General features: G+C 46.3%; 18 protein-coding genes and 1 riboswitch. Of the genes, 6 read left to right on the plus strand and 12 right to left on the minus strand.

The features are described from left to right. Positions 1–429 precede the first annotated feature (429 nt). The 8 genes from BLW49_RS15950 to bcp form a co-directional block, all read right to left on the minus strand. A complete protein-coding gene (locus tag BLW49_RS15950; RefSeq protein ID WP_076314620.1) occupies positions 430–1,797 on the minus strand; it encodes an NCS2 family permease in 1,368 nt (455 codons plus the stop codon). Between the two features lie 171 nt (positions 1,798–1,968). Beyond that, positions 1,969–2,069, minus strand: a riboswitch (purine riboswitch). Positions 2,070–2,307: 238 nt separating this feature from the next. Then, positions 2,308–3,846 carry a glutamine-hydrolyzing GMP synthase gene (guaA, locus tag BLW49_RS15955; RefSeq protein ID WP_076314621.1) on the minus strand — a complete coding sequence of 513 codons (1,539 nt, stop codon included), beginning with the start codon at positions 3,844–3,846 and terminating at the stop codon, positions 2,308–2,310. 142 nt (positions 3,847–3,988) lie between these two features. After that, positions 3,989–6,310: a transglutaminase-like domain-containing protein gene (locus BLW49_RS15960; protein ID WP_090725542.1), complete on the minus strand. Its 2,322-nt coding sequence runs from the start codon at positions 6,308–6,310 to the stop codon at positions 3,989–3,991. A 28-nt stretch (positions 6,311–6,338) separates the two neighbouring features. Next, on the minus strand, positions 6,339–7,565 hold the full coding sequence (locus tag BLW49_RS15965; protein ID WP_090725544.1) for a DUF58 domain-containing protein: 1,227 nt from the start codon (positions 7,563–7,565) through the stop codon (positions 6,339–6,341). A gap of 6 nt (positions 7,566–7,571) precedes the next feature. After that, on the minus strand, positions 7,572–8,540 hold the full coding sequence (locus BLW49_RS15970; RefSeq protein WP_090725545.1) for an AAA family ATPase: 969 nt from the start codon (positions 8,538–8,540) through the stop codon (positions 7,572–7,574). 180 nt (positions 8,541–8,720) lie between these two features. Beyond that, a complete protein-coding gene (locus tag BLW49_RS15975) occupies positions 8,721–9,542 on the minus strand; it encodes a TerC family protein (protein ID WP_076314625.1) in 822 nt (273 codons plus the stop codon). A 338-nt stretch (positions 9,543–9,880) separates the two neighbouring features. Continuing rightward, positions 9,881–11,281, minus strand: a complete 1,401-nt coding sequence (locus BLW49_RS15980; RefSeq protein WP_256209780.1) for a polysaccharide deacetylase family protein — start codon at positions 11,279–11,281, stop codon at positions 9,881–9,883. Positions 11,282–11,498: 217 nt separating this feature from the next. Next, a complete protein-coding gene (bcp, locus tag BLW49_RS15985; RefSeq protein WP_090725547.1) occupies positions 11,499–11,972 on the minus strand; it encodes a thioredoxin-dependent thiol peroxidase in 474 nt (157 codons plus the stop codon). 172 nt (positions 11,973–12,144) lie between these two features. Between bcp and BLW49_RS15990 the strand changes: the two genes are divergently transcribed. The 6 genes from BLW49_RS15990 (at position 12,145) to BLW49_RS16010 (ending at position 18,533) form a co-directional block, all read left to right on the plus strand. Continuing rightward, on the plus strand, positions 12,145–13,164 hold the full coding sequence (locus tag BLW49_RS15990; RefSeq protein WP_090725548.1) for an LCP family protein: 1,020 nt from the start codon (positions 12,145–12,147) through the stop codon (positions 13,162–13,164). 168 nt (positions 13,165–13,332) lie between these two features. Further along, on the plus strand, positions 13,333–14,646 hold the full coding sequence (locus BLW49_RS15995) for a glutamate-1-semialdehyde 2,1-aminomutase (RefSeq protein WP_090725550.1): 1,314 nt from the start codon (positions 13,333–13,335) through the stop codon (positions 14,644–14,646). Positions 14,647–14,832: 186 nt separating this feature from the next. Next, positions 14,833–15,948, plus strand: coding sequence for a GerAB/ArcD/ProY family transporter (locus BLW49_RS16000; RefSeq protein WP_090725552.1), 1,116 nt, complete (start codon positions 14,833–14,835; stop codon positions 15,946–15,948). Next, entirely contained in the window at positions 15,917–16,837 is a 921-nt protein-coding gene (locus tag BLW49_RS29230; RefSeq protein ID WP_256209781.1) for a spore germination protein, read from the plus strand. The genes BLW49_RS16000 and BLW49_RS29230 overlap by 32 nt, the downstream gene beginning before the upstream one ends. After that, positions 16,828–17,391: a spore germination protein gene (locus BLW49_RS29235; RefSeq protein ID WP_256209812.1), complete on the plus strand. Its 564-nt coding sequence runs from the start codon at positions 16,828–16,830 to the stop codon at positions 17,389–17,391. Before BLW49_RS29230 ends, BLW49_RS29235 begins: the two co-directional genes overlap by 10 nt. Then, on the plus strand, positions 17,388–18,533 hold the full coding sequence (locus tag BLW49_RS16010; RefSeq protein WP_090725553.1) for a Ger(x)C family spore germination protein: 1,146 nt from the start codon (positions 17,388–17,390) through the stop codon (positions 18,531–18,533). Before BLW49_RS29235 ends, BLW49_RS16010 begins: the two co-directional genes overlap by 4 nt. Positions 18,534–18,608: 75 nt before the next feature. Here the strand turns inward: BLW49_RS16010 and BLW49_RS16015 are convergent, their stop codons facing one another. The 4 genes from BLW49_RS16015 to BLW49_RS16030 all read right to left on the minus strand — a co-directional run bounded on the left by BLW49_RS16015 (position 18,609) and on the right by BLW49_RS16030 (position 22,280). Beyond that, positions 18,609–18,998, minus strand: coding sequence for a sensory rhodopsin transducer (locus tag BLW49_RS16015; RefSeq protein WP_090725555.1), 390 nt, complete (start codon positions 18,996–18,998; stop codon positions 18,609–18,611). A 17-nt stretch (positions 18,999–19,015) separates the two neighbouring features. Beyond that, positions 19,016–20,212 carry a rhamnogalacturonan acetylesterase gene (locus BLW49_RS29240; RefSeq protein WP_256209782.1) on the minus strand — a complete coding sequence of 399 codons (1,197 nt, stop codon included), beginning with the start codon at positions 20,210–20,212 and terminating at the stop codon, positions 19,016–19,018. Positions 20,213–20,247: 35 nt separating this feature from the next. Then, the gene (locus BLW49_RS16025; protein ID WP_076314633.1) at positions 20,248–20,691 is read right to left on the minus strand and encodes a helix-turn-helix domain-containing protein; all 444 of its coding nucleotides are present in this window, start codon (positions 20,689–20,691) and stop codon (positions 20,248–20,250) included. A 320-nt stretch (positions 20,692–21,011) separates the two neighbouring features. Next, the gene (locus tag BLW49_RS16030) at positions 21,012–22,280 is read right to left on the minus strand and encodes an SGNH/GDSL hydrolase family protein (protein ID WP_177178757.1); all 1,269 of its coding nucleotides are present in this window, start codon (positions 22,278–22,280) and stop codon (positions 21,012–21,014) included. Positions 22,281–22,299 lie beyond the last annotated feature (19 nt).

Here is a 22,299-nt window from a genome sequence, read left to right on the forward strand (position 1 = left end):
TGCAAAATTCTGCTCACTCGTTGTTCAGTTTTCAAAGATCAACTTCGTTGCGTTTCAACTCTCGTCGTCAGCAACTTTTATATCATATCATGTCCAGTTTCGAAATGCAAGCTTTTTTTAAAAGTTTTTTTAACTTCTGATCGAAGCTTACTTGCCACGTTCTTGTTTGGAACGGCTTATTTCTTGGCCGGAATTAGAATATACCATGCACATAAAAATTATGCAACACTTTTAAAAAAAAATTAGTTCTTCATTTAGTTTCTATCTATATAAATGGACCGGCTATATAAATGGACCGGCACTCATATCGTTCTCTCTCAGATCAGTCGCTATTGATAGCAAGGCAACAAACAAAGAAAACCCCGTTCATCATGAACAGGGTTTCGCATTCGTAATATAGCACTCTACTATATCTTCTATATATATGTGTTATTCTGCACCAATAAAAATGTATCTAATCAATACAATGATAAACAGCACCCACATCAACCAATGGATCTTCACTTTGCGGCTTGTTGCAATGTTAGAGAAGGCTGCAAGTACTACATAAGAAATAATACCAAGAGATATACCGTTAGCAATACTATTCGTCAGCGGCATCATAACGATTGTCAAGAAAGCTGGGAATGCGTAAAGGAAATCATCCCAATCAATGTTGCGAACTTGACTCATCATCAGAACCCCTACAATAATAAGCGCAGGAGATGTCGCAGCTGAAGGAACGATAAGAGCCAGAGGAGCAATGAACAAGGCGAGCAGGAACATAATCCCTGTTGTTACAGCTGTTAGCCCAGTACGTCCGCCTGCTTCTACACCAGAAGAGCTCTCTACATAAGAAGTGATTGTACTTGTACCAATAACCGCACCAGCACTTACGCCGACAGCATCAACGAGCATTGCTTTGCCGACAATTTTCTCACCTTTTTCTTTATTCTTAAACAGTCCCATACGTGTCGTTGTTCCAACCAAAGTACCGAAGGTATCGAACAATTCCACAAAGGTAAATACAAAGATAATTTCAAAGAGTCCAACCTGGAGTGCTGCTCCCAAATCCAGCTGACCAAATGTCAAATCGTCAAAGCTAGGAAGCCAGCTTGCAGATGACAATCCACTTACATCGGTTACACCCATCGGAATACCGATCAGCGTGGTTGCAACGATACCGATAAGCATCGCACCTTTTACTTTGATTACCATGAGTACTGCAATAATTAAGAGTCCAATCAGCGTCAAAATAACGTCTGCATGTGTCAAGTTACCAAAAGCAAGGTTAAAGCTGCCACCTGGCACAGGGCCAGCAATGTCAGTTCCCGGATTAACATTTGCTACTACAATATTAGCCATTTTCAGACCGATCACAGCGACGAACAAACCAATACCAACGGTTATAGCCATCTTAATGCTCTCAGGTACAGCTACTAGCAGCATCTGACGAACTTTCGTTACCGTAAGCAAGATAAAGATCAAACCTGAAATAAATACCGCACCGAGCGCAGCCTGCCAAGTAATAGCGCCACCCGAGCTAAGTACGACCGTCATAAAATATGCATTAAGACCCATCCCTGGAGCGAGCGCAATCGGAACGTTGACTACAAGCCCCATCAATATGGTTATAAGACCTGCACCCACTGCTGTGGCAAAAAATACACCGTTAGCCGGCATCCCTGCTCCGTCTGGTCCAAGGAATACGTTGTTGACCACCAAAATATAAGCCATGGTCATAAACGTGGTTAAACCTGCAATTACTTCTGTTCTGACATTTGTCCCGTGTTCCCTTAATTTAAAGAACCGCTCCATAATCCGAATATTCCTCCTTAGAGATAAGTCGGTTACCTTAAAACGACAAAAAGCCCGCAAAGATGATTGATCTTCATGGGCTTACGCTAAAAAGAGACGCAAAAGCAACCAAAAAGCAGCTTACACTTTATTCCGGTCAATATGGACAGTGTCAGTACCTTTTGCTCCGAATTGCACTTCTCTTCTTTTCGTAGCCAGATCATTATGGTGATCTCGTAGAAACTCCCGGGCCAAATCCCCGAGATTATACGAAAAAGCATGTGTTTATTGGTTTTCCTTGTCTCATTCTAGGAGGGATATGTAAAATTGTCAATATAAAAATACGAATAATACAAACTTTAATCGTTAGCAATGTTCGGTAATTTCATATTCATGAAAATTCACAGAAAAATGTTGACATCTATTTTCACATTTTTTCTAACACAATTTTCCTAAAAAAAGAAAAGCCTCCGACATTATGTCGAAGACTCTTCGCATCAATACAAGGTGGATTAATCCTACCAAGTAATCCTATTCCCATTCAATGGTTGCTGGCGGCTTGCTCGTCACATCATAAACGATACGGTTTACGTTATCGACTTCGTTGACGATGCGGACAGAGATTTTCTCAAGCACATCCCAAGGGATACGTGCCCAGTCTGCAGTCATACCGTCGATGGACGTTACTGCACGAATACCTACAGTGTAGGAATACGTACGCGCATCACCCATTACACCAACACTCTTCATATTCGGAAGGGCCGTGAAATACTGCCAAATCTCACGATCAAGGCCTGCTTTGGCAATTTCCTCACGCAGAATGTAATCCGAATCACGAACGATCTTCAGCTTCTCTTCTGTTACTTCACCCAGCACACGAATTGCGAGACCTGGACCAGGGAAAGGCTGACGATGAACAATCTCATCCGGCAATCCGCACTCAGATCCTACGATACGCACCTCATCCTTGAACAGAGCGTTAAGCGGCTCGATCAGTTTAAATCTCATATCTTCAGGCAGTCCGCCTACGTTATGGTGAGATTTAATGGTTTGTGCCGTAGCTGTACCACTCTCGACAATATCGGTATACAGCGTACCTTGTGCCAGGAAATCGAAATCGTCGAACTTGCTGGACTCTTCATCAAATACGTAGATGAATTCGTTACCGATGATTTTGCGTTTTTTCTCAGGATCGTCAACGCCTTTAAGCTTGGACATAAACCGCTCGCGAGCATCAATCTTAACAACCTTCATATCGAATTTGCCGACAAAGGTCTCCATAACACTCTCAGCTTCACCTTTACGCAGCAAGCCGTGGTCGATAAACATACAAGTCAACTGATCGCCGATCGCTTTATGGAGCAGGATCGCAACCACTGAAGAATCAACACCGCCGCTTAGTGCACACAGTACCTTCTTGTCACCAACCGTTTCACGAATGTCACGAATCTTATCCTCGATGAAGGTCTCCATGCTCCAGTTGCCTTCACAGCCGCACACTTCATACAGGAAGTTACGAATCATATCGTTACCGTTCAAAGAATGACGTACCTCTGGGTGGAACTGAACCGCGAACAAGTTACGCTCTGGATGGCTCATCGCCGCGATTGGCGCACTTTCCGTACCTGCGTCAAGACGGAAGCCGGAAGGCAGTGTAACCACATGGTCCCCATGACTCATCCATACCGTTTGGTTCGCCTCAAGTCCTTTGGCAAGATGAGAGCCTTCATTGAACAACACGTCCGCTTTGCCGTACTCACGCTTATGCGCACGCTCTACTTTACCTTCAAGCTGATGCGCCATGAGCTGCATACCGTAACAAATACCGAAGATTGGCAAACCCAGGTCATAGATAGCTGGATCTACATGTGGTGCATTTTCTGCATAAACACTGGACGGTCCACCGGAGAAAACAATCCCCTTAGGTGCAATTTCACGAATCTTCTCAACAGGCGTGTTATATGGAAGCAGTTCGCTGTATACTCCGAGATCACGAATTCTTCTCGCAATTAGTTGGTTATATTGTCCCCCGAAATCAAGAACGACAACAATTTCATTTGGCTTTATCATTACCGAGCCTCCCTCAATTAATGAGATTAATTATACTGAACGACAAAACCTAACGTCAAGGATAGCTCGTCCTCTTCATCATTAAGAAATAATGTAAATCAGAATGTCATGGTACAAACTGTTTATATCGTAAATAATTTACTCATTTAAGTGACCTCGAAATCCGCAGACACCGATTCAGAAACGCTACGCTCGATGACCGGGAGAACGGCACTGATGCATAAACCAGCTTCTCCCAATCAGCAGCGAACTGTCGCACGTCATCATGTACGGGAGTACCGCTTAAAGGCAGGGCTGCAGTGTACTCACGCAGCGTCACGCCCTGCTCGCGCACACCATATTTCTGCGCGATCCGTTCCCAGACCGGAGCCCCCACACGCAGTAGGCGCTCACGGTCTGGAAAGGCAGGGCTGTGCGGCCAGCTCAGCATCAGCCGCATCCTTATAGCGGGGCTGTAGCTTCGCCCCGCCTGCACCGCTGCTGCAAGCAGAAGTGCGCAGGCAGCTGCCACAGACAGTGTCAATGGCTGCATGATTAATGTTAGTCCGCTCTTTAGTGAGCTGGCGATTTTTTGCACCACCATGCTGATTACATTGTGTTGTTCTGATGGTACAGTTTCGTCAGTCTCGGCAGCTCCCGCAGCCACAAGCTCTTCTGTGCTATATCCCGGTGTCGCCTCAAAAGGAATCCACCCTACTCCCGGAAAGTACACCTCAGCCCATGCATGAGCATCACCATGAGTCACCGTATATTCATTGGACTCTGGATCACTACGTTCGCCAGGGCCAAATCCCTGTACATATCTCGCTGGAATTCCTTGACTGCGAAGCAGCACAACCATGGCAGTGGAGAAATGATTGCAATAACCCTTTTTCGTGATGAACAAGAAGTCATCTACAAAATCCTTGCCTGACGGAGGCACTCGGGTATCTAGACTGTACGAGTAGTTCGATCTCAAATAGGATGCAACCTTAGTTACAGCATCGTATCTATTCGTTGATCCATCCGTTATATTGGCAGCGAGTTCTCTAACCCTGACTGGAAGAGCCTCAGGGAGCTGCAAATTCATGCGCTTGATCTCTGCCGGATCACTGCCCGTTACTGTGGACAGGCTGCTTAGATCGTCGACGGGAATCAAGACATCAGCACTGTAGCTGGTCACAGACTTATAGCCGCTTGAATACATATCATCAAACCTTAAATTCCCTGAGACATAATCGCTTACTATATACGGAAACTGCTGGTTGCCTTTATTTTGTCCAGTGATCCCTTTCTCATTCTGTGGTGCATCGACATTCTCTGATGGATGAAGAGTCAAACGAACAGGCACTCCACCTGTAAAAATGTCTGCGCCGCCCTGGGCTGGTGTCTGCAGCTCAACAGTTTGTTGAATAAGGCGAAAATACGGATTTTCTTCGATCTCATCCTCCCGGATCCGACCTGAGGTACTTATGTAATGCTTAGATTCGGCATCATTGTATTCACTCTTCCAGCTTCGTCCATCATAAATTGAACGGGACTGGCCTCTCCAGTAAGTTGCCACCGGACTATATGCCGTAAAAAACACTTCATTGTTGGCAACGAGGGGGGCTCCCATTTCACTTCCTCCATTGTCATACCCGGTCCTCGCCAAGGCGGCTTCAGATGGAGATGATTGCAGTCCTTCCGCCCAGTTGATGAGGCGGTCCCTCGTATTAGCCAGAGCATTTAGATCTGGGGACTTGGCAGGAAGAACCGAAGACACAGCAGCCGCACCACCGGCTAGGAGCACAGATCCCATAGCAATGCCTATCCACAACAGATAGCGATGCTTGTCTTTTCCACGAACCGAGAAGCTCATACTGTTAAGCTTCGGAAGCTGCATAAGTGTCTGCAAGAATAAAAAGCAGCTGATAATTCGAATCATTGCACCTGTCGTATTTTCTCCATTTACCAATTCAACACCAAAGATATACAAGGACGTTATCACACCGAATAATAGGACGGTCCTTAATTGGATGACCAGTATTTGTACAGCACTTACGAACAAGGACCAGCCCAGCGCAACCAAGATTGTCTTGGTCTGATCACTGATGAGCCAGAAGCCATCGCGATTTAACCAAATGAATATATCCTGCCTTAGGATCAACGGATAGTGAAGCATCCAATCTGCACCTGAAACCTCCTTCACCATCCACCACAAGCCTGCGAATGAAAGGACACACCGGATCATAAGGGACTTGCCGAGTGACATATTCCATGTGCCAATCAGCAGCAAGAGAAAAGTCATTACCATCAAACTAATGGAGGAGGGGCTCCATAAATCTCCGCTTATCCCTCCGGGTCTGAGCCATTCCAGGAACATAATAAATAATGCGATAGAAGCCACTGCGCGAAAATACCATGGTTCATGAAAGGCTGCTGCTTGCGCTGCCGTCACTGCCGAACCGACTTCTTTTTGCTCAAGACGGTTACGATCGTACATCTTGTCATTCCTCCTCCCTTAGTTCCGATTACACGGCACTTTCACTTGAATTCATCTGATCCGGGCCGTTTCCGGACGTTTCACATAAAATAACTTGTATATGCTGCATGCTGTAATGCTGACAAATTGCTTTATTCAATTCCGTTGACAAGCCAGTAATTATATAGACTTGGGAGCCTGGAACAAGATTGCCGTAAAAAGAGGGCGCATAGATCCTGCTTCCCGTCTCTTGAATCTCGAATTTCCTACTTTGATCTGTCCAGGTCCCTGTCGGTTCAAGACCGGCCAGATAATCCAACTGTTCGTAACCCTTCCCTTCTCCGGCAGCAGCATCAGGTAAAACAGTCCATTTCAGCACAGAATTATTCTCGCCTCCGCCTTCACCCTCAACCGTATCCAAATGAAAAACATTCAGATGAGCATCTATTCCCTCTTCATATGAAGAGCGGAGGAGCTTCGCACAGGTAGAAACTGCCGCCTCATAGGCATCCCATGAAAACTGACTGCCGCCATCTGCCCGTTTAGACATATAGGCATGGATATTGTTATCCAGCAGGAGATAAACCTGCCCGCATCTCTGTTCCTCCGGAATACGTACCTGCAGCTTCCCGCTGCGAGCCGAGCTCTTCCAATGGATATAGCGCATCGGATCACCCTCCACATACTCTCTGACTTCAGTCCCTAATGAGGTCGGATGATAGCGTGATCTTGAAACCTCTCCTTCCCAGGATCTGGTGAAATCAGTACTTATATGACCTGGGCCTGCCTGGAGCGATGGATGAACAATCAATGTACAAGGTGCCTCAACCCGGCAGCTGCCTGTAAACCATCCGAACACATCTCCCCATACCACCTTGCAGGAGTCAAATTCATATACTCCCCTATGGACTGCACGAATGGTATATTCATATTGATAAGAACGTGATCGTGCCGTAAAAATGAACTGCTTGTGTTCAAGCTGAGAATAAGCTGCGGACTCTTCAATCCTAAGCCAGCGCAGTAATATGGGTATATCTGCCTCAAAGCGAACATGCATATTCACTATATTTCCAGCTGCTACTCTGTCCGCTTCTAAAGTCCGAACGATCCGTATATTACGGGGCTTTGCCCATAGAATCAGTAATCCATAACCCGCTATGGCTGCACAGCAAATCAAGAGAAACAGCAACGTACCTCCACCTTGGATTAGGTAAGCAAGTGACAAACCAGCTAACAGCAACGCCATGAACAGCCAGTTAAGATATGTCCTCCACATCTTCCATCACCCTCTTGCCCGTGCAGGCTGAACAGGGACAGGCATTTCCTGAAGCAAAGATCGAATAATGGATTCTGAATTATAAGGATGAGATAAATCTGCACGACTCCGAATACGGTGAGACAGTACGGGAATAGCCACTTCCTTGACATCATCAGGAATGACGTACATTCGGCCGTTCATGTAAGCCGCTGCTTGAGCAGCACACATCCAAGCAATACTTCCTCTTGGACTAATACCAAGTACGAGCTCTGGATGTATTCTCGAGTTAGCTGCAAATCCGGCGATATATTCCTTGATCACGGGATCCACAAAAACAGCCGATGCTTCTCTTTGCATTTTGACAAGCTCTTCTGCCAGCATAACTGGTCTGATGAATTCGTCGCCGAATCCACCCTGCCGGTTCATCATTTCCACTTCCTCATGGACTGTGGGGTAACCCAAGCTCAGCCTCATCATGAAGCGGTCCAGCTGTGCCTCTGGCAGACGAAACGTACCCTCAAATTGTAAAGGATTCTGTGTAGCCATCAGCAAAAAGGGTTTAGGCAATGCATAAGTGGAGCCGTCCACCGTTACACTTCTCTCTTCCATGGCTTCAAGCAGGGCCGATTGGGTTCTTGGGGCAGCCCGGTTAATCTCATCGCCGAGCACAATATTCGCCATAATGGGGCCAGATCTATATTCAAAGTCTCCTGTGATCGGCTTAAACACGGACGTGCCTGTCACATCCGAAGGCATCACATCTGAAGTGAATTGTATTCTCCCGAAGCTTGCGCCGAGACATGAGGCAATCGTCTTGATGAGCTTGGTCTTGCCTGTCCCCGGAACATCTTCCAGCAAAATATGACCTCCCGATAACATCGCGATCAGGATTAAACGAATTTCCTGTGTCTTTCCAACCATCACTGTCTCGACTCGCTGCACCAATCTTTCAAGCAAACTGGCAGCATAATCGCTAGATTTTGAGAATTCCATAATCGCTATCCCTCCTTATTTGGCGCTGGTTCTATGTTAATTTTCACTTGGTTTACTTCTATTATTTCCAATCCACAATTGATATAGACACTAGTACAGCTAAAGTGCTTATAGGTACAAAAAAAGACCCGGAGTTCATATTGAACTCCGGATCTCATCCTCAGTTAGTGCTCTATAAAATTAATTCGATGTATCTTTACCAGGCTGTACTTCCTCGACTTCCTTCGTTGCCACATCCTCAGCAGGAACTTCTTTCTTCGAAGAAGCGAACCATCCAACAACAGCGATCAGCACAAGCACAATATAGAAGCTTGCTTTCCATGCTGCATTATGTGGGAAGTGTTCATCAATCAGAGCTACATCAGGGTGAGCCAGTGTAATTACTGCCAGCTTAACACCTACCCAGCCTACGATAACGAAGGCCGCAAGCTCAAGACCTGGACGTTGCTGCAGCAATTTAACAAAGAAGGTCGCTGCGAAACGCATGATAACAAGCCCGATGAATCCGCCTAAGAAGATAACGATGAACTGTCCGCCATCCAAACCGCCGATTGCAGGTATTCCACTTGGAGGCAGGGCAACAGCAAGAGCTACCGCTGCAAGAATGGAGTCAACCGCAAAAGCGATATCGGCTACTTCCACTTTGAGTACCGTCATCCAGAAACCAGACTGCTTCTTCTGCTTCTCCGGCTTAGGCTTCGCATCCTCTGTCTGCCTCTTGCCAACAAAGTGTTTGACCACATGATTTATGGAAATGTATAAGAGGTAAAGCGCACCAATAGCCTGTACCTGCCATACATCCACCAGGAACGAGATAATAAACAGTGACCCCAAACGAAATACGAATGCACCAAGCAAACCGTAGAACAACGCCTTCTTACGCTGATCCTCAGGCAGGTGCTTAACCATGATTGCGAGAACCAGGGCATTATCTGCCGCAAGTAATCCCTCTAGAGCAACGAGCACAAGCAGTACCCATGCATACTCTAAAAACAGCTCCATGTAACATCCTCCTAGTAATAAAATAAATTAAAAAAACCTTCACCGGCCGGCAAAGGTCTCACAAAAAAGAGACCTCTACCACAGTCTGTGGTAAAGGTCTCGCTAACAACGAATGGTTGCCAACAAAGCCGGGGACTATTCCCGAACTGACGACTTTGCTGTACAGCTACTCCCCTTTAATCACGTTCCTGCTTAACTGATATGATGATCAGCTAAACCGTGATATAAACATATTAAAATCAGAGCTTGAAGTCAAGCATTTTTTGACAACGCATGAATTCCAAGTCTTATCAACGGTTTGCCGGATTTGTATGCATAAAATTGGAATTTCCTACTGTTTACTTAGCGTAGACGACAATTTCTCCTGTTCCACGGACCAGGGATTTCACCTCGAAATGGGCAGCATTCAGTAAGGATCTTAATGGAAGCCACAACACTCCGTTTTCCATATAAATATCGGTCTCTGCTGTATATCCGTGTTCTGAAACAGTGACCATCTGCTCGTCCGCTCTTACCGTAATTGCTCTATTTCCGAACACCGTTTCAGCACTGCGCTCAGTTGTATTCCACTTCACTGAGCCTCCGAATTTCTCGATCACCTCTCTGAGAGGAACGATATACTGTCCATTCTCTAATCGGTATTCGCCGAACTTGAGCTCTGCCACCTGTTTACCTGCCTCAATGACAAGCGCAGGTCCCTCCTCGAATAGTTCAGCGTTAGGAGCGATAACATTATTTATCCATTTGCTGCTCGGCTGAAACTTCTTCTTCGTGGATTCGTCATTTTTCACACGGAACTGAACCGGCTTCTCCGCAGGATCGAGCACGGCAAACTGGTACTTGTGTTTCTGATAGTATTCAATAATGTCCGGCAAGGCTTTAACGGTCTCGCCATGATTTCCTCCATCATGCAGCAGAATAACCAGGTCTTTATCTGAGCTGACCTCTGTTGCCTGCTGAGTGATTTCTGCTGCCGGGACTCCGCTGCGCTTCGAATCACCGCTGTCCACATTCCAATCCACAACGGAATAACCTGCCTGTTTCATCAGTTCAAAATAGGTCTCGTCGAAATGACCAAACGTTCCTCCAGGTGCGCGAACCAGCTGCGGTCTACTGCCGGTAATATGTCGAATTGCTTCTTCTGTTTCTTTAATCTGTGACCAAAAATCAGGGAAATTATCATAAAGTTCATCATAATTGTGATTATACGTATGATTGCCGATGGCATGCCCTTCTTCATGCATTCGATAGATCAGTTCAGGATACGTCTCTACATATTTTCCAAGTACAAAAAAAGTAGCAGGCACCTTGTAACTCTCCAATATATCGAGTACTTCAGCAGTGTGCTTGCCCGGACCGTCATCAAAGGTTAAGTAAACGGTCTTTGGACTGGGTTGAGGATCAGACTTCTCCTTTGTTTCTGCGGATACTTCATTCAGACGACGATTAGCTTCTTTTACTGCACTTGCTTCCTGCTTATTTGCTGCCTGAACAGCTGTCTCTTTTGGCTTCGAATGGTTGAGGTTACGGGGAGCTGCATAAGCTATTTGAGTGATTTCTGCCTGTGGCGAATATTTCACTTCTCTATCTTCAGCGATTACAGAGCTGTTATCTAATCTGCTTTCTTTTTCCGCAGAGGAATTGGCCGAGCTAATGATTTGGGAAGGAACGATGTACGCTGTTATTGCCAATATAACCAAGACAATCATACCTGCTACGATATTCATTTTCGCTTTCATCCTCATTGCCCCCATCTTTTATATTCAATAAGTAGATTTTGAGATTCACAATGCTATCTTATGAAACGGGCGGCTAAAAAAGACTATACAATTGCAAATTGCTAGATTCATATTTTTGTATGAAGTCGGATTCATAAAGGGCATTTAGGGTTATTTCCTATAAAAAAAGCCGATCCTTAATTGGACCGGCAGATATACTCGACTTCTTGGATCGAGACTACTTCTCCATATTGTTCTGAATAAACGCAAGCGCATCATCAATATGGCCCTTCACTTTAACCTTACGCCACTCTTTCACTAATATCCCTTCTTCATTAATTAAAAAGGTGGAGCGAACGATACCCATATACTCTTTGCCGTACAGCTTTTTGAGCTGCCAGACACCGTATAATTCAGACACCTGATGGTCCTCGTCTGACAACAGTGTAAATGGAAGTTCATACTTGGCAATAAATTTATCGTGCCGGCTTGCTGGATCCGTACTTACTCCTAAGATCACAGTATTCAGTGTGCTGAACGATTCGTGAGCATCTCGAAACTGGCATGCTTCATCCGTACAGGAGGCCGTCATATCCTTGGGATAAAAGTAGAGTACAACGCGTTTACCGCGATAGTCAGACAACCGAACCTTCTGTCCTCCGCTTCCTTCAAGCACAAAATCAGGCGCATTTGCGCCAATAGTTAGTTCCATGTTGCAGCAATCCCTTCTTCTATTATGTTGCCTTCATGTGCACAGCCATCCAGAATTGATTTGTATCCTTAAAAGAACTTATAATGTACAAGATATCATATGTATATTATTGTAAATCAACGCCTTCTTGACCTTTATATAACTCATGTGACTGTGAAAGGAAGAGCTCCAGATGACCAAGAAGACCAAACGAATTCTGTGGACCGTTGTTACCGTTGTGATCCTTGCTGTCTTACTGCCTGCAGCTTATTATTTTACTTCGGTTGTAAATGAACTTCAAGATTTGCAGAAGGAAGGTGAGGAGTCCCCTTTCTATAACGTCGAGAAGGTAGACCAGGAGAGAACACCCGAGCCACCAAAATGGGAAGGTAAAGAACCTGTGAACATTCTGCTCATGGGCGTTGACGCCAGAGGCATGGCCGAAGGTGAAATACCAAGATCAGATACGATGATGGTCGCCTCCCTCAACCCGGTTACCAAGAAGATTTCACTGTTCTCTCTCCTTCGTGATACATACACCGAAATTCCCGGATACGGCAGCGATCGCATCAATACTGCGATTACCCATGGTCCTAATGTAGCGATGCAGGCAGCCAGTGATCTGCTCGGCATACCTGTTCAGTATTACGTCTATACGGACTTCCAAGGCTTTATCGCACTGGTCGATGCGATCGGCGGCATTGAATTTGAGGTTGAAAAAGATATGCACTATGTCAGCAAGGCAGATCATCATGAATATGATATTGACCTTAAGCAAGGGCTGCAGCATCTGGATGGTGAAAAGGCATTAATGTATGTCCGATTCCGGCATGATGCCATGTCGGATTTCTCAAGAACCGAACGGCAGCGTGAGCTGATCGGTGCCATTGCGGATAAAATGCAGACAACAACGTCAATAGCCAAGCTGCCAACCATTTTGAATGAGGTGAATCCATATATCGATACGAATCTCACCTTAAATGACATGTGGAAGCTGGCCTCTCTTGGATATCAGAGCAATTTTCAGGGCAGTGAGCAGATACCGCCAATGAGCCTGCTTGTTGAAGAGAAAATCGGCGGCGCTGCTGTTCTTAGCGTAAGAAATGAAGAGGAATTAAGAACCTATGTTCAAGAGATTGTTAACCCAACAGAAACGGAAAAGGTTAATGATCCAACGACCATCGACAAATCAGCCAGCGGCGACAGTCAGTAGGCAGCTTGCCAGAAGTTATTTTCAATCCTGCTGTCTCCCTGCCATAACCATTCACGAAGTGATATACTATAATAGATAAGAACAAGTAAGGGCAGCGAAAGCTGCCCTTTTGAGTTGTCCGCCTGGAGACTTAACTTTACAATATAGAATGCAGAAAGGATGATACAAATGAATCGTACGCAATCGGAGCATCATTACGCTGAGGCTCTTGAGCATATTGTTGGAGGCGTCAACAGTCCTTCACGTTCTTTTAAGGCCGTTGGAGGCGGTGCACCTGTATTTATGAAGCGTGGAGAAGGAGCTTACTTCTATGACGTGGATGACAACCGCTACATAGACTACTTGGCAGCCTATGGTCCAATAATTACGGGACATGCCCATCCGCATATTACGAAAGCCATTACGGATGCAGCAGTGAATGGAACATTATACGGTACACCGACTACACTTGAGGTCAAGCTAGCCAAAATGCTGAAGGAAGCCATCCCCTCCATGGATAAAGTGCGCTTCGTCAACTCCGGTACGGAGGCAGTCATGACGACAATCCGGGTAGCCCGTGCCTATACGAAGCGAAACAAAATCATCAAGTTTGCCGGTAACTATCATGGTCACTCGGATCTGGTACTCGTTGCCGCAGGCTCTGGTCCTGCGACACTCGGAATACCGGACAGTGCGGGTATTCCTGCAAGCATTGCTCAGGAGGTCATTACTGTACCTTACAATGATCTTGGCGGTCTGGAAGAAGCACTTAAGACATGGGGCCATGATGTTGCGGCCGTCATGGTTGAGCCGATTGTCGGCAATTTCGGTATGGTAATGCCAAAGCCCGGATTTCTCGAAGGACTGGTTAAGCTTGCGCATGAGCATGGCTCGCTTGTTATTTACGATGAGGTCATTACCGCATTCCGATTCCACTACGGTTCGACGCAAACCTATGCAGGGCTGGATAACCATGATCTGATCAAACCGGACCTGACTGCCCTCGGGAAAATCATCGGAGGAGGACTCCCTATCGGAGCTTATGGGGGATCGAAGGAGATTATGGAGCAGGTTGCTCCGCTGGGTCCCGCCTATCAGGCCGGAACCATGGCTGGTAATCCAGCTTCGATCTCCGCAGGAATTGCTTGTCTTGAGGTGCTCAGTCAGACTGGTGTGTACGAGGAAATGGAACGCTTGACGATTAAATTGACAGATGGGATTAAAGCTGCTGCTGATCGAAACGGTATTCCGCTGACCATTAACCGGATTCGCGGCTCGTTCTCTACCCATTTCTGCAATCATCCGGTCACGAATTATGAAGAGGCACAGGATACGGATGGAGAAGCGTTTGCGGCATTCTTCCGCCATATGCTGAACCGCGGTGTCCATCTGGCACCTTCCAAGTATGAAGCATGGTTTCTAACCACCGCGCATACAGAGGCAGATATTGATGCCACCATTGAAGCGGCCGAGCAATCCTTTAAAGTAATGGCAGAAGCCTAAACTATATAATAATGATTAGAAGCTGCGGCTTTCAGGAGGGACAATCCCCCTGGAAGCCGCAGCTTCTTTACATCGTTACGCCATATTTTCTTTGTGAATGAAAATTTATACAGCTGCGCACAATTAAATAAGTCTCTCGATATATTTTCAAAGGTGAGCGTATCTAAACAAGAAAGAGGCTGTTTAATGAATCCAGTGAAACCTTCCTTTTTGCAAGCGGCGATGCTGATCATGCTGTCTGTGGGCTTAAGCAATCATGTGTTTATTATTCCGGTTCTGCTCCAAGTCGCAGGTCGGGATTCCTGGTTGTCTGTAGTGATCTCTTCCCTTCCCATCATCCTGTTTACCTTGGTGGTATTTCTCATATCCAAGCAACTGAAAGAAAATACGCTGGCTGAATGGCTATCAAGTAATTTGGGCAAGGCAGGCGGGTTCCTGTTCAAGCTGGTCAGTTCGATTTATTTCCTACAGGTCAGTTATTTTACCTTCTATGACACGGCCATGTGGGCAAAATCATCGTACTTGATAGAGTCCCCCATGTTTGTGATTGGTTTGATTCTGGCCATCCTCTCTGTATTAACAGCCTGCTTGGGGATGCGCACTTTGGCCTTCGCTTCTGGTATTTTGCTGCCTCTGGTCGTCATCTTTGGCTTCTACGTTGCTACCGTTAACGTGCAGTACAAAGACTATAATCGACTTCTGCCCTTATTCGAGCACGGATACACTCCGTTGTTCAGAGGTATATTCTACTGTATGTCCGGTTGGGTTGAAATTGCGCTAATTCTATTCATCCAGCCCTATCTCTCGAAGAAAATCAAGCTTTGGCAGCTGCTTCTGCTCATGTTTATTATGATCGGCCTGACATTCGGCCCACTGACCGGAGCTATAATGGAGTTCGGTCCGTATGAGGCAGAACACATGCGATATCCTGCATTCGAGGAATGGAGGATTGCCTCACTTGGGAAATATATCACCCAGACGGACTTTTTCTCTATTTATCAATGGCTTGCTGGAGCCTTCACCCGAATTAGTCTAGCCATGTATATTGCCGTTGTGGTTTGGGACATTAAGAAGAAACGTAACTTAATCTTCATTATCTGGGGGATTCTGATAAGTGCAAGCTTGATCTACCCTATGAATGACACTGTCTTTCAAAACCTGCTCATCACTTTGATATTCCCGGTAAATTTTGCTTACTTCAGCTTTTTAATTGCTATTGCTCTGATGGCCATTCCAATCGGGAAGCTTAAGAAAAAAAGGAGGGGGAACGGTGCAACCTCACGAGGAAGAAGCTCACCTTAATTATGAAATGCTGAACAACTTGTTTCAGAACTGTGCCGACGTAGTCGTGCACCATTTTACAAATATGTCCACGCCCATCACGCTGGTGTATTGCGACGGATTGACGGATCAGAAAACGATTAACGAAATTGTATTGCCGCGGCTTACCTCTGTGGACTTGACTGATAGCTCCAATCTCTCTTCCAGGCTGGCTCTCACCTTGAATGAAATTGAATTCCCTGTTGATTCCGTTCAAATTGAAGAACCGGTATTCAGTGGACAGCTTCTGATCTTGACTGGAAGTGAACAGAATTCTCGAATATACACACTGGACATTGCCAGTGTGCCGGGCAGAATGCCGGAGGAATCTGCACTTGAATCGGCGGTGAAGGGGGCACGGGATGGATTTACCGAGGAGCTTGCAATCAACGTTGGATTAATTCGGAAGCGGCTGCGAACCAAATCCTTTTGCTATGAGCAATTTGTAACCGGCGAGCGCTCACATACCAAGATTGCTCTGTTCTATGTAGAAGATATTATCAATCCAGAGATCTTAAAAACCATTCGGGAGCGGTTGAGTCAGATTAATATAGATGGGCTCGTTGGGTCATCTATCATTGAACGAACCATTATGGGCAGCATTCCGTCCATTCTGCCGCTCACGGATATGACGCAGCGTCCCGACTATATTGTCACATCTCTCCTTAATGGCCGTTTCGCTGTCATGATGGATGGATCCCCCGTTGCGCATATCGCACCGACTACACTGTTTAACCAGATCCATTCGCCGGAAGACGCCAGCACGCCTTTTTTTATGGTCGCTGTAGAAAGGATGCTTCGAATCTTCGGTCTTCTGGTTGCTTCGGTCTTCTGGTTGCTTCTCTCTTCCCTGGTTTCTATATTGGTCTGACGACCTTTAATCTCGAACAGATTCCGCTGCCGCTCCTGGCTACGGTTGCCGGTACACGGGTCGGACTGCCGTTCCCCGTTCCGCTCGAAACATTTATGATGATCGCAATGTTCGAATTATTCAACGAGGCAGGAAGGAGACTTCCACGTGCGCTTGGGCAGACGGTTACGGTCGTAGGAGGACTGATCATTGGTGACGCAGCAATCCGTGCAGGGGTTACTTCCCCAACCATTATTGTGGCTGTCGCCATCTCCGTTATCTCTTCCTATATGCTCGTTAACACGGTCCTTAGTTCGGTAACATCACTCATTCGGCTGTTCATACTTGCGTTTGCTTCATTGTTGGGAATGTATGGTTTCTTTATTGCAACGTTCATTCTTGTTATTCATCTGGCCTCACTTGAAAGCTACGGCGTTCGCTACCTGTCTCCCGTCACGCCTCTTAAGCTTGGGGATGCCATACAAACCGTTCTCATGAAGCCAAGCTTTGGACGCAAGAAACGACCTGAATCCCTGCAAACTCAGGATAGTACACGTAACGGTAACAAATCATGAGAGCGAGAATACTGCTGCTATGCCTCCTCCTTTCTCTCATGCTTCCACTTAGCGGATGCTGGAGTACGAAGGAAGTTCAAAGCATCAACTTTATTACAACGCTGGGTGTCGATTACCGAGATAAGCAATTTATCGCCTATGCGCAGGTTGTAGATTTTGCCAATATAGCCAAACAGGAAGGCCCCAACCAAGTTAATGAAGGAACGATATGGGTAGGTGAAGGAAAAGGGAAGACACTGATGCTCGCAATTTATGATTTGTACCGCACTTCACAGCAGAGAACCATGTGGACACATGTGAAGGCCATCGTCCTCTCGGAAAATATATTGAACGAGAAGCTGGAGGAGACGCTTGATGTCATCCTGCACTCCGGTGAACTGCGATATACACCATGGATGTATGGTACAAACGAAGATATTAAGACACTGCTGACCGCCTCGTCCTTACTAAACCAATCGGTGCAAAGTATTGAATTGTTTGAGCCTGTTTCTCTTTATCGTCAGAGCTCCGAATACGAGCCGATTCGTATTCACTTTCTGCTGGACGGTTTCCGCGAGCCTGCTTCCACCGTCCTGCTTCCTTCGGTCGCCACAAATACGGGGGCCTGGAATCAAGAGAGTAACAAGAAGCCACGAATGACCTATTTCAATGGTCTTTACCTGATTTCTAAGAAGAAAAATACAGGAAAAGTCAGTGGACAGGAAGCAGATGGCGCAAGGTATGTCAGCTACCGTAAAATGCAGCAGTATCCTCTGGACCTTGATCCTGAAATAAAGAGCTCACATGTAATGCTCGTTCGTGATGCGAAGTCCAATATTTCTGCCAGATCAAAGGGTAACCATACCGTTACCTTCAATATTTCCGTAAATGCCGAGGCGACGGTTCTCGAGGACGAGCAGCTCGCTTCGGACCTTCAACTGAAAAAGGAAACCGAGCGCCGAATTGCGGAGAAAATACGTTACACATTTGAACAGACCAAGGCCAAGAAAATGGATATTTACAGCTTGGAGGAGCATTTGTATCGAAGGCATCTTGACTTGTGGAAGAAAGTGTCCAAGGATAAAGAGCACCCGATTGACAATTACGAGCTGGGAGAAGTAAAGGTGAATGTCCATCCGGTAAATACGACTACCTACAAATAAGCCTGAATATTAGATAAGCCTGAATATTAGAAAGAGGAATGACCAATTTGAGTCATTCCTCTTTCTAATATGAATCTAGATCGGATAAGCCATTACACTCATCAGTGCCAGCTCCGGCTGTGTTGTATCCAGCCTGCTATATTGAACAATGATCGGAATATTACTCTGCACTGTAATTGCATAAGGTACACCGGTAGGGATCTTCTGTCCCTCTACTTCAAGTCCCGCGGTTCGAATATGGCGGGTTCTTCTGGCAGGAACGACGGTCTCGACTCCCTCCAGCGGCTCCCTGTCTTCGAAATAAATGGTCATCACCAAATGAGCATCCTCGCTGCCCGTATTGAGAACACAGATGCTTTCATGACTTTTAAGACGGCCGCTGCTGTCAGGCGGAATGTAACCGTCAGGAATCATCCACGTAGTGCGTCCAAGCGGTTCATATCCCTTTGCCTCTGTTGGATTCATTGCGCTAAATCCCTCACTTATCGATTGATTTGGCCCCGAAGATACATTTGAAGCGGCTGCAATTGAAGCTCGGATATGGCAGCTGCCACCTCTTTGGCCAGCCGGGTGGCTCCGCGGACAGAGAAATGCGTATTGTCCTCGACTCCTGCCGGATGGTTCATGTATTCGCCCGGGAACGCCCATAAAAAGTCATGCTTGCTCGCTTCCACGCCTGCTTCTTCAAAGAGCACCCTGCTGCGTGCGGCTAGGTCGATCATTGGAACCTCTTCCTCCGCGGCAAGCTCCTTAACTGCTGTAATGTAGTCACCATGCGTGTCGATCAAGCTTCCATCCTCATTAAAATATCTTCGGTGCACGGGTGTAATAAGAACCGGATGAGCCTCATGACGCCTTGCCGTATCTATGTATTGGTGTAAGTACTCTTTATAAGTTGTAAACGGCTGTGTCCCCCGCTGCGCATCCGATTTCTCATCATTGTGTCCGAACTGAATGAACAGATAATCCCCAGGTTTAATGCGTTTCTCGATTGCTGCAAGTCTTCCCTCGTCAATAAAGCTCTTCGTGCTGCGCCCGGAATGCGCATGATTGTCCACTACCACGTCATGCTTGAAGCAGGCAGGAAGCATTTGTCCCCAGCCCGAGTACGGGTAGCCTGCTGCAGGCTGGTCGCATACGGTTGAATCTCCGGCAATAAATACCGTCAGTGTTTGATTGGCAGGCATAATCTCCATCGCATTAATCCGCGGCGCAGCTCCCGAGAAAGAGAGTCGTAATGAATCTCCCTCCCTTACATGAACAGTGCATTTCTCCTCAATCCATTGTCCTGGCGGCGTTTGTATCTCAGGGAGAATCAACCTTCCTTCTCCTGCCTTTATGATCGTTCTCGTCTCGGTCAATTCATCACCGATGAGCATATGAATTCGGTAGCTCCCCGCAGGGACATCCAGGCGAAATACGGTGTTCAGCGGAATGCAGAAGCTGTCCTGCAAACGCTTCCTAACTGATCCAGACCCTTCCCCGTTCACTTTGCTCTGTTGATTGGTCGGAGCGAGTCGTGCTTCCGCCCGGTCTCTTCCATAAATTGTGCCGACTGGCTCAAACCCGTATCCAAGTCCCTCATCGTAAATCGTGTCAGGCTGGATTCCAATGTAACCGTTTGCAGTGTTGCCGGGACCAAAGTCAAATTTGAAATGGGACAATGTGCTTGTGCTCAAAGAGTTCGTCCTCCTTACCTACCTTTTACAAAACATCATCTTGCCCTTCTCTTGTAATGAGACGGTGTCATCCCTGTCCATCTCTTGAATACTTGGCTGAAGTAACCTGAATTTCCTCCAAATCCAAACCATTCTGCCAACTCAAAAATTCTGACATCCTCATCTTCCTGCTGGATGTAGCTGCAGGCTTGTCGTATCCGGTATTGATTTAAATATTGAGAGAAATTAAGCCCTGTATCCTTCTTGAACATTTTACCTAAATAATCCGGATTCATGTACAGCATATGTCTTGCTACCGTATTCAGGGATAAATCAGCATCGGCATAATGATTGTGCACCAGCTCCAGCATGGAGCTGACAATCGCCGATTGTTTGACACTGTCCTTCTCCTCTCGGAAGACACGGAGTCTGATTACAGGTGCGGACCTTCTGCTGCCAGAATCCCGAGCACGACTAACAACATGCTCCAAATTATTCATGCATTCGCACGCCTCCTTTTATAGAAGCCTGACCTCAGTACGCCGGTAAATCGGAACAAAATCTGTGATACAGAAATATAAATCATTAATTCTTCTGTGTTTATCTGTAGAAGTCTTTGTTGTTGATTATATTACAAATTCATAATTATTGTACAGTGAATCGAATATGATTTATGAAATTGATTCAATCAATTTTAATTCATTAAAACGAATATTTCGAAACGGAAGTGCAACTAAGAATAATATATAAAAAAGCTGCCCTCATGAAGAGAGCAGCTACAACTGTGAACAGGTATGAAGAGCTGTCATCAGCCTTATTTTTACGGATTGATAAAGACGGCCTTAAGCTTGGCATTGTACTGCACATCATAACCCAGCCCTTCAGCGATAAGGGCAAGAGGTACATAAGTCTTCGCTTCCTTGCCTACTTTATGGAGGAATGGAGCATTCTTTACAGGGATCAGCTGATCATTTACGAGTACGTTCGGCTCATTAATCTGGATCTGCACACGATTCGCATTATAAGTAATCATCGTCGCCTTCGCTTCATGAATCCACTGTGATTTAGCGCCTACGGCACTTACAATATCCTGAATGGCCACATAATTCTGGTTGTTTCGCAGCACCGGCTTATACGGAGTATCCAGCAGCTTCCCGCTGACGATTATGTTCATCGGCTCCCCGGTCTCTGCCGCCTTTAATTTAACGTATTGCCCCCATATCGATTCTGCAAATACTTTGGCAATTGCCTCATAACCGAGCTGATTCGGATGAAAATCCCGGCTGCCGATCATGTGGGTCATCGTCCCCTCGCCGCCGACGAACGCCTCGGCGATGTGTGCGACCTTGATCGAGACGCCCTGAGTGCTGAGTTCAGCAGCTAGTAGATCCACTGTGCGGGTAAAGGCAGCACTTGCTTCCATAAGCTTAGCATAGAGACCTGCATTCCCTACCTTGGGTACCGGCTGATACTGGTCTGCCAGCACGATCATAGCATCACCATTCATGGTGTGAAGCTGCTGAACAGCGGCCGTAACCTCTAATGTATATTTTGCAAGCAGCTCCTCAACTCTGCGATCCAAATCTGAAGCATTCATTCCGTCTGCGGTCATAAGCAGCTCCGATACATCATTGCCGCCGATCGTGATCGTTATGACATCTGCCTCAGTCACATCCTGATTAATCTGATCGATACTTGCCAAATAAGAGGCCACACGAGCATCTGGAAGTCCGGGCTGTATATCCTCAGGTGATACGGACTTCTCGTTTAATATCGCTTCCGTAAACTGCTTCAATCCACTGCTTTTTAAGCCGCCAATTCCGTAGTTTGTTACCACGGTCCGCTCATGCAATAGACCCTGCTCAAGTAAACGCTCGACGTAGCCGTAAGGAGCAGTAGCGTAATCCTCCATTCCCGGTTCATAGCCTACCGTGATGGAGTCCCCGAGTGCCACAATCTTAAACGGCTCAGTGCCAGTCACTTCCTGCGCTTCCACCGCCGTGTGCCCTGCGCACAAGAAGAGCACCCCTGCAAACATTGAGACAACGCCTTGCTTAGCTCTTCTCTTGAAGCCTGCGATCTTCATCATATGTAACAATATCCCCTCT

This window comes from Paenibacillus sp. PDC88, from assembly GCF_900106725.1.
Taxonomy (GTDB): domain Bacteria; phylum Bacillota; class Bacilli; order Paenibacillales; family Paenibacillaceae; genus Paenibacillus; species Paenibacillus shunpengii.

Bases quoted from the DNA above. Each gene is read 5' to 3' on its own strand.
- BLW49_RS15950 (WP_076314620.1), bottom strand. From the start codon at position 1,797: ATGGAGCGGTTCTTTAAATTAAGGGAACACGGGACAAATGTCAGAACA.
- guaA (WP_076314621.1), bottom strand. From the start codon at position 3,846: ATGATAAAGCCAAATGAAATTGTTGTCGTTCTTGATTTCGGGGGACAA.
- BLW49_RS15960 (WP_090725542.1), bottom strand. From the start codon at position 6,310: ATGTACGATCGTAACCGTCTTGAGCAAAAAGAAGTCGGTTCGGCAGTG.
- BLW49_RS15965 (WP_090725544.1), bottom strand. From the start codon at position 7,565: ATGTGGAGGACATATCTTAACTGGCTGTTCATGGCGTTGCTGTTAGCT.
- BLW49_RS15970 (WP_090725545.1), bottom strand. From the start codon at position 8,540: ATGGAATTCTCAAAATCTAGCGATTATGCTGCCAGTTTGCTTGAAAGA.
- BLW49_RS15975 (WP_076314625.1), bottom strand. From the start codon at position 9,542: ATGGAGCTGTTTTTAGAGTATGCATGGGTACTGCTTGTGCTCGTTGCT.
- BLW49_RS15980 (WP_256209780.1), bottom strand. From the start codon at position 11,281: ATGAAAGCGAAAATGAATATCGTAGCAGGTATGATTGTCTTGGTTATA.
- bcp (WP_090725547.1), bottom strand. From the start codon at position 11,972: ATGGAACTAACTATTGGCGCAAATGCGCCTGATTTTGTGCTTGAAGGA.
- BLW49_RS15990 (WP_090725548.1), top strand. From the start codon at position 12,145: ATGACCAAGAAGACCAAACGAATTCTGTGGACCGTTGTTACCGTTGTG.
- BLW49_RS15995 (WP_090725550.1), top strand. From the start codon at position 13,333: ATGAATCGTACGCAATCGGAGCATCATTACGCTGAGGCTCTTGAGCAT.
- BLW49_RS16000 (WP_090725552.1), top strand. From the start codon at position 14,833: ATGAATCCAGTGAAACCTTCCTTTTTGCAAGCGGCGATGCTGATCATG.
- BLW49_RS16010 (WP_090725553.1), top strand. From the start codon at position 17,388: ATGAGAGCGAGAATACTGCTGCTATGCCTCCTCCTTTCTCTCATGCTT.
- BLW49_RS16015 (WP_090725555.1), bottom strand. From the start codon at position 18,998: ATGAATCCAACAGAGGCAAAGGGATATGAACCGCTTGGACGCACTACG.
- BLW49_RS16025 (WP_076314633.1), bottom strand. From the start codon at position 20,691: ATGAATAATTTGGAGCATGTTGTTAGTCGTGCTCGGGATTCTGGCAGC.
- BLW49_RS16030 (WP_177178757.1), bottom strand. From the start codon at position 22,280: ATGATGAAGATCGCAGGCTTCAAGAGAAGAGCTAAGCAAGGCGTTGTC.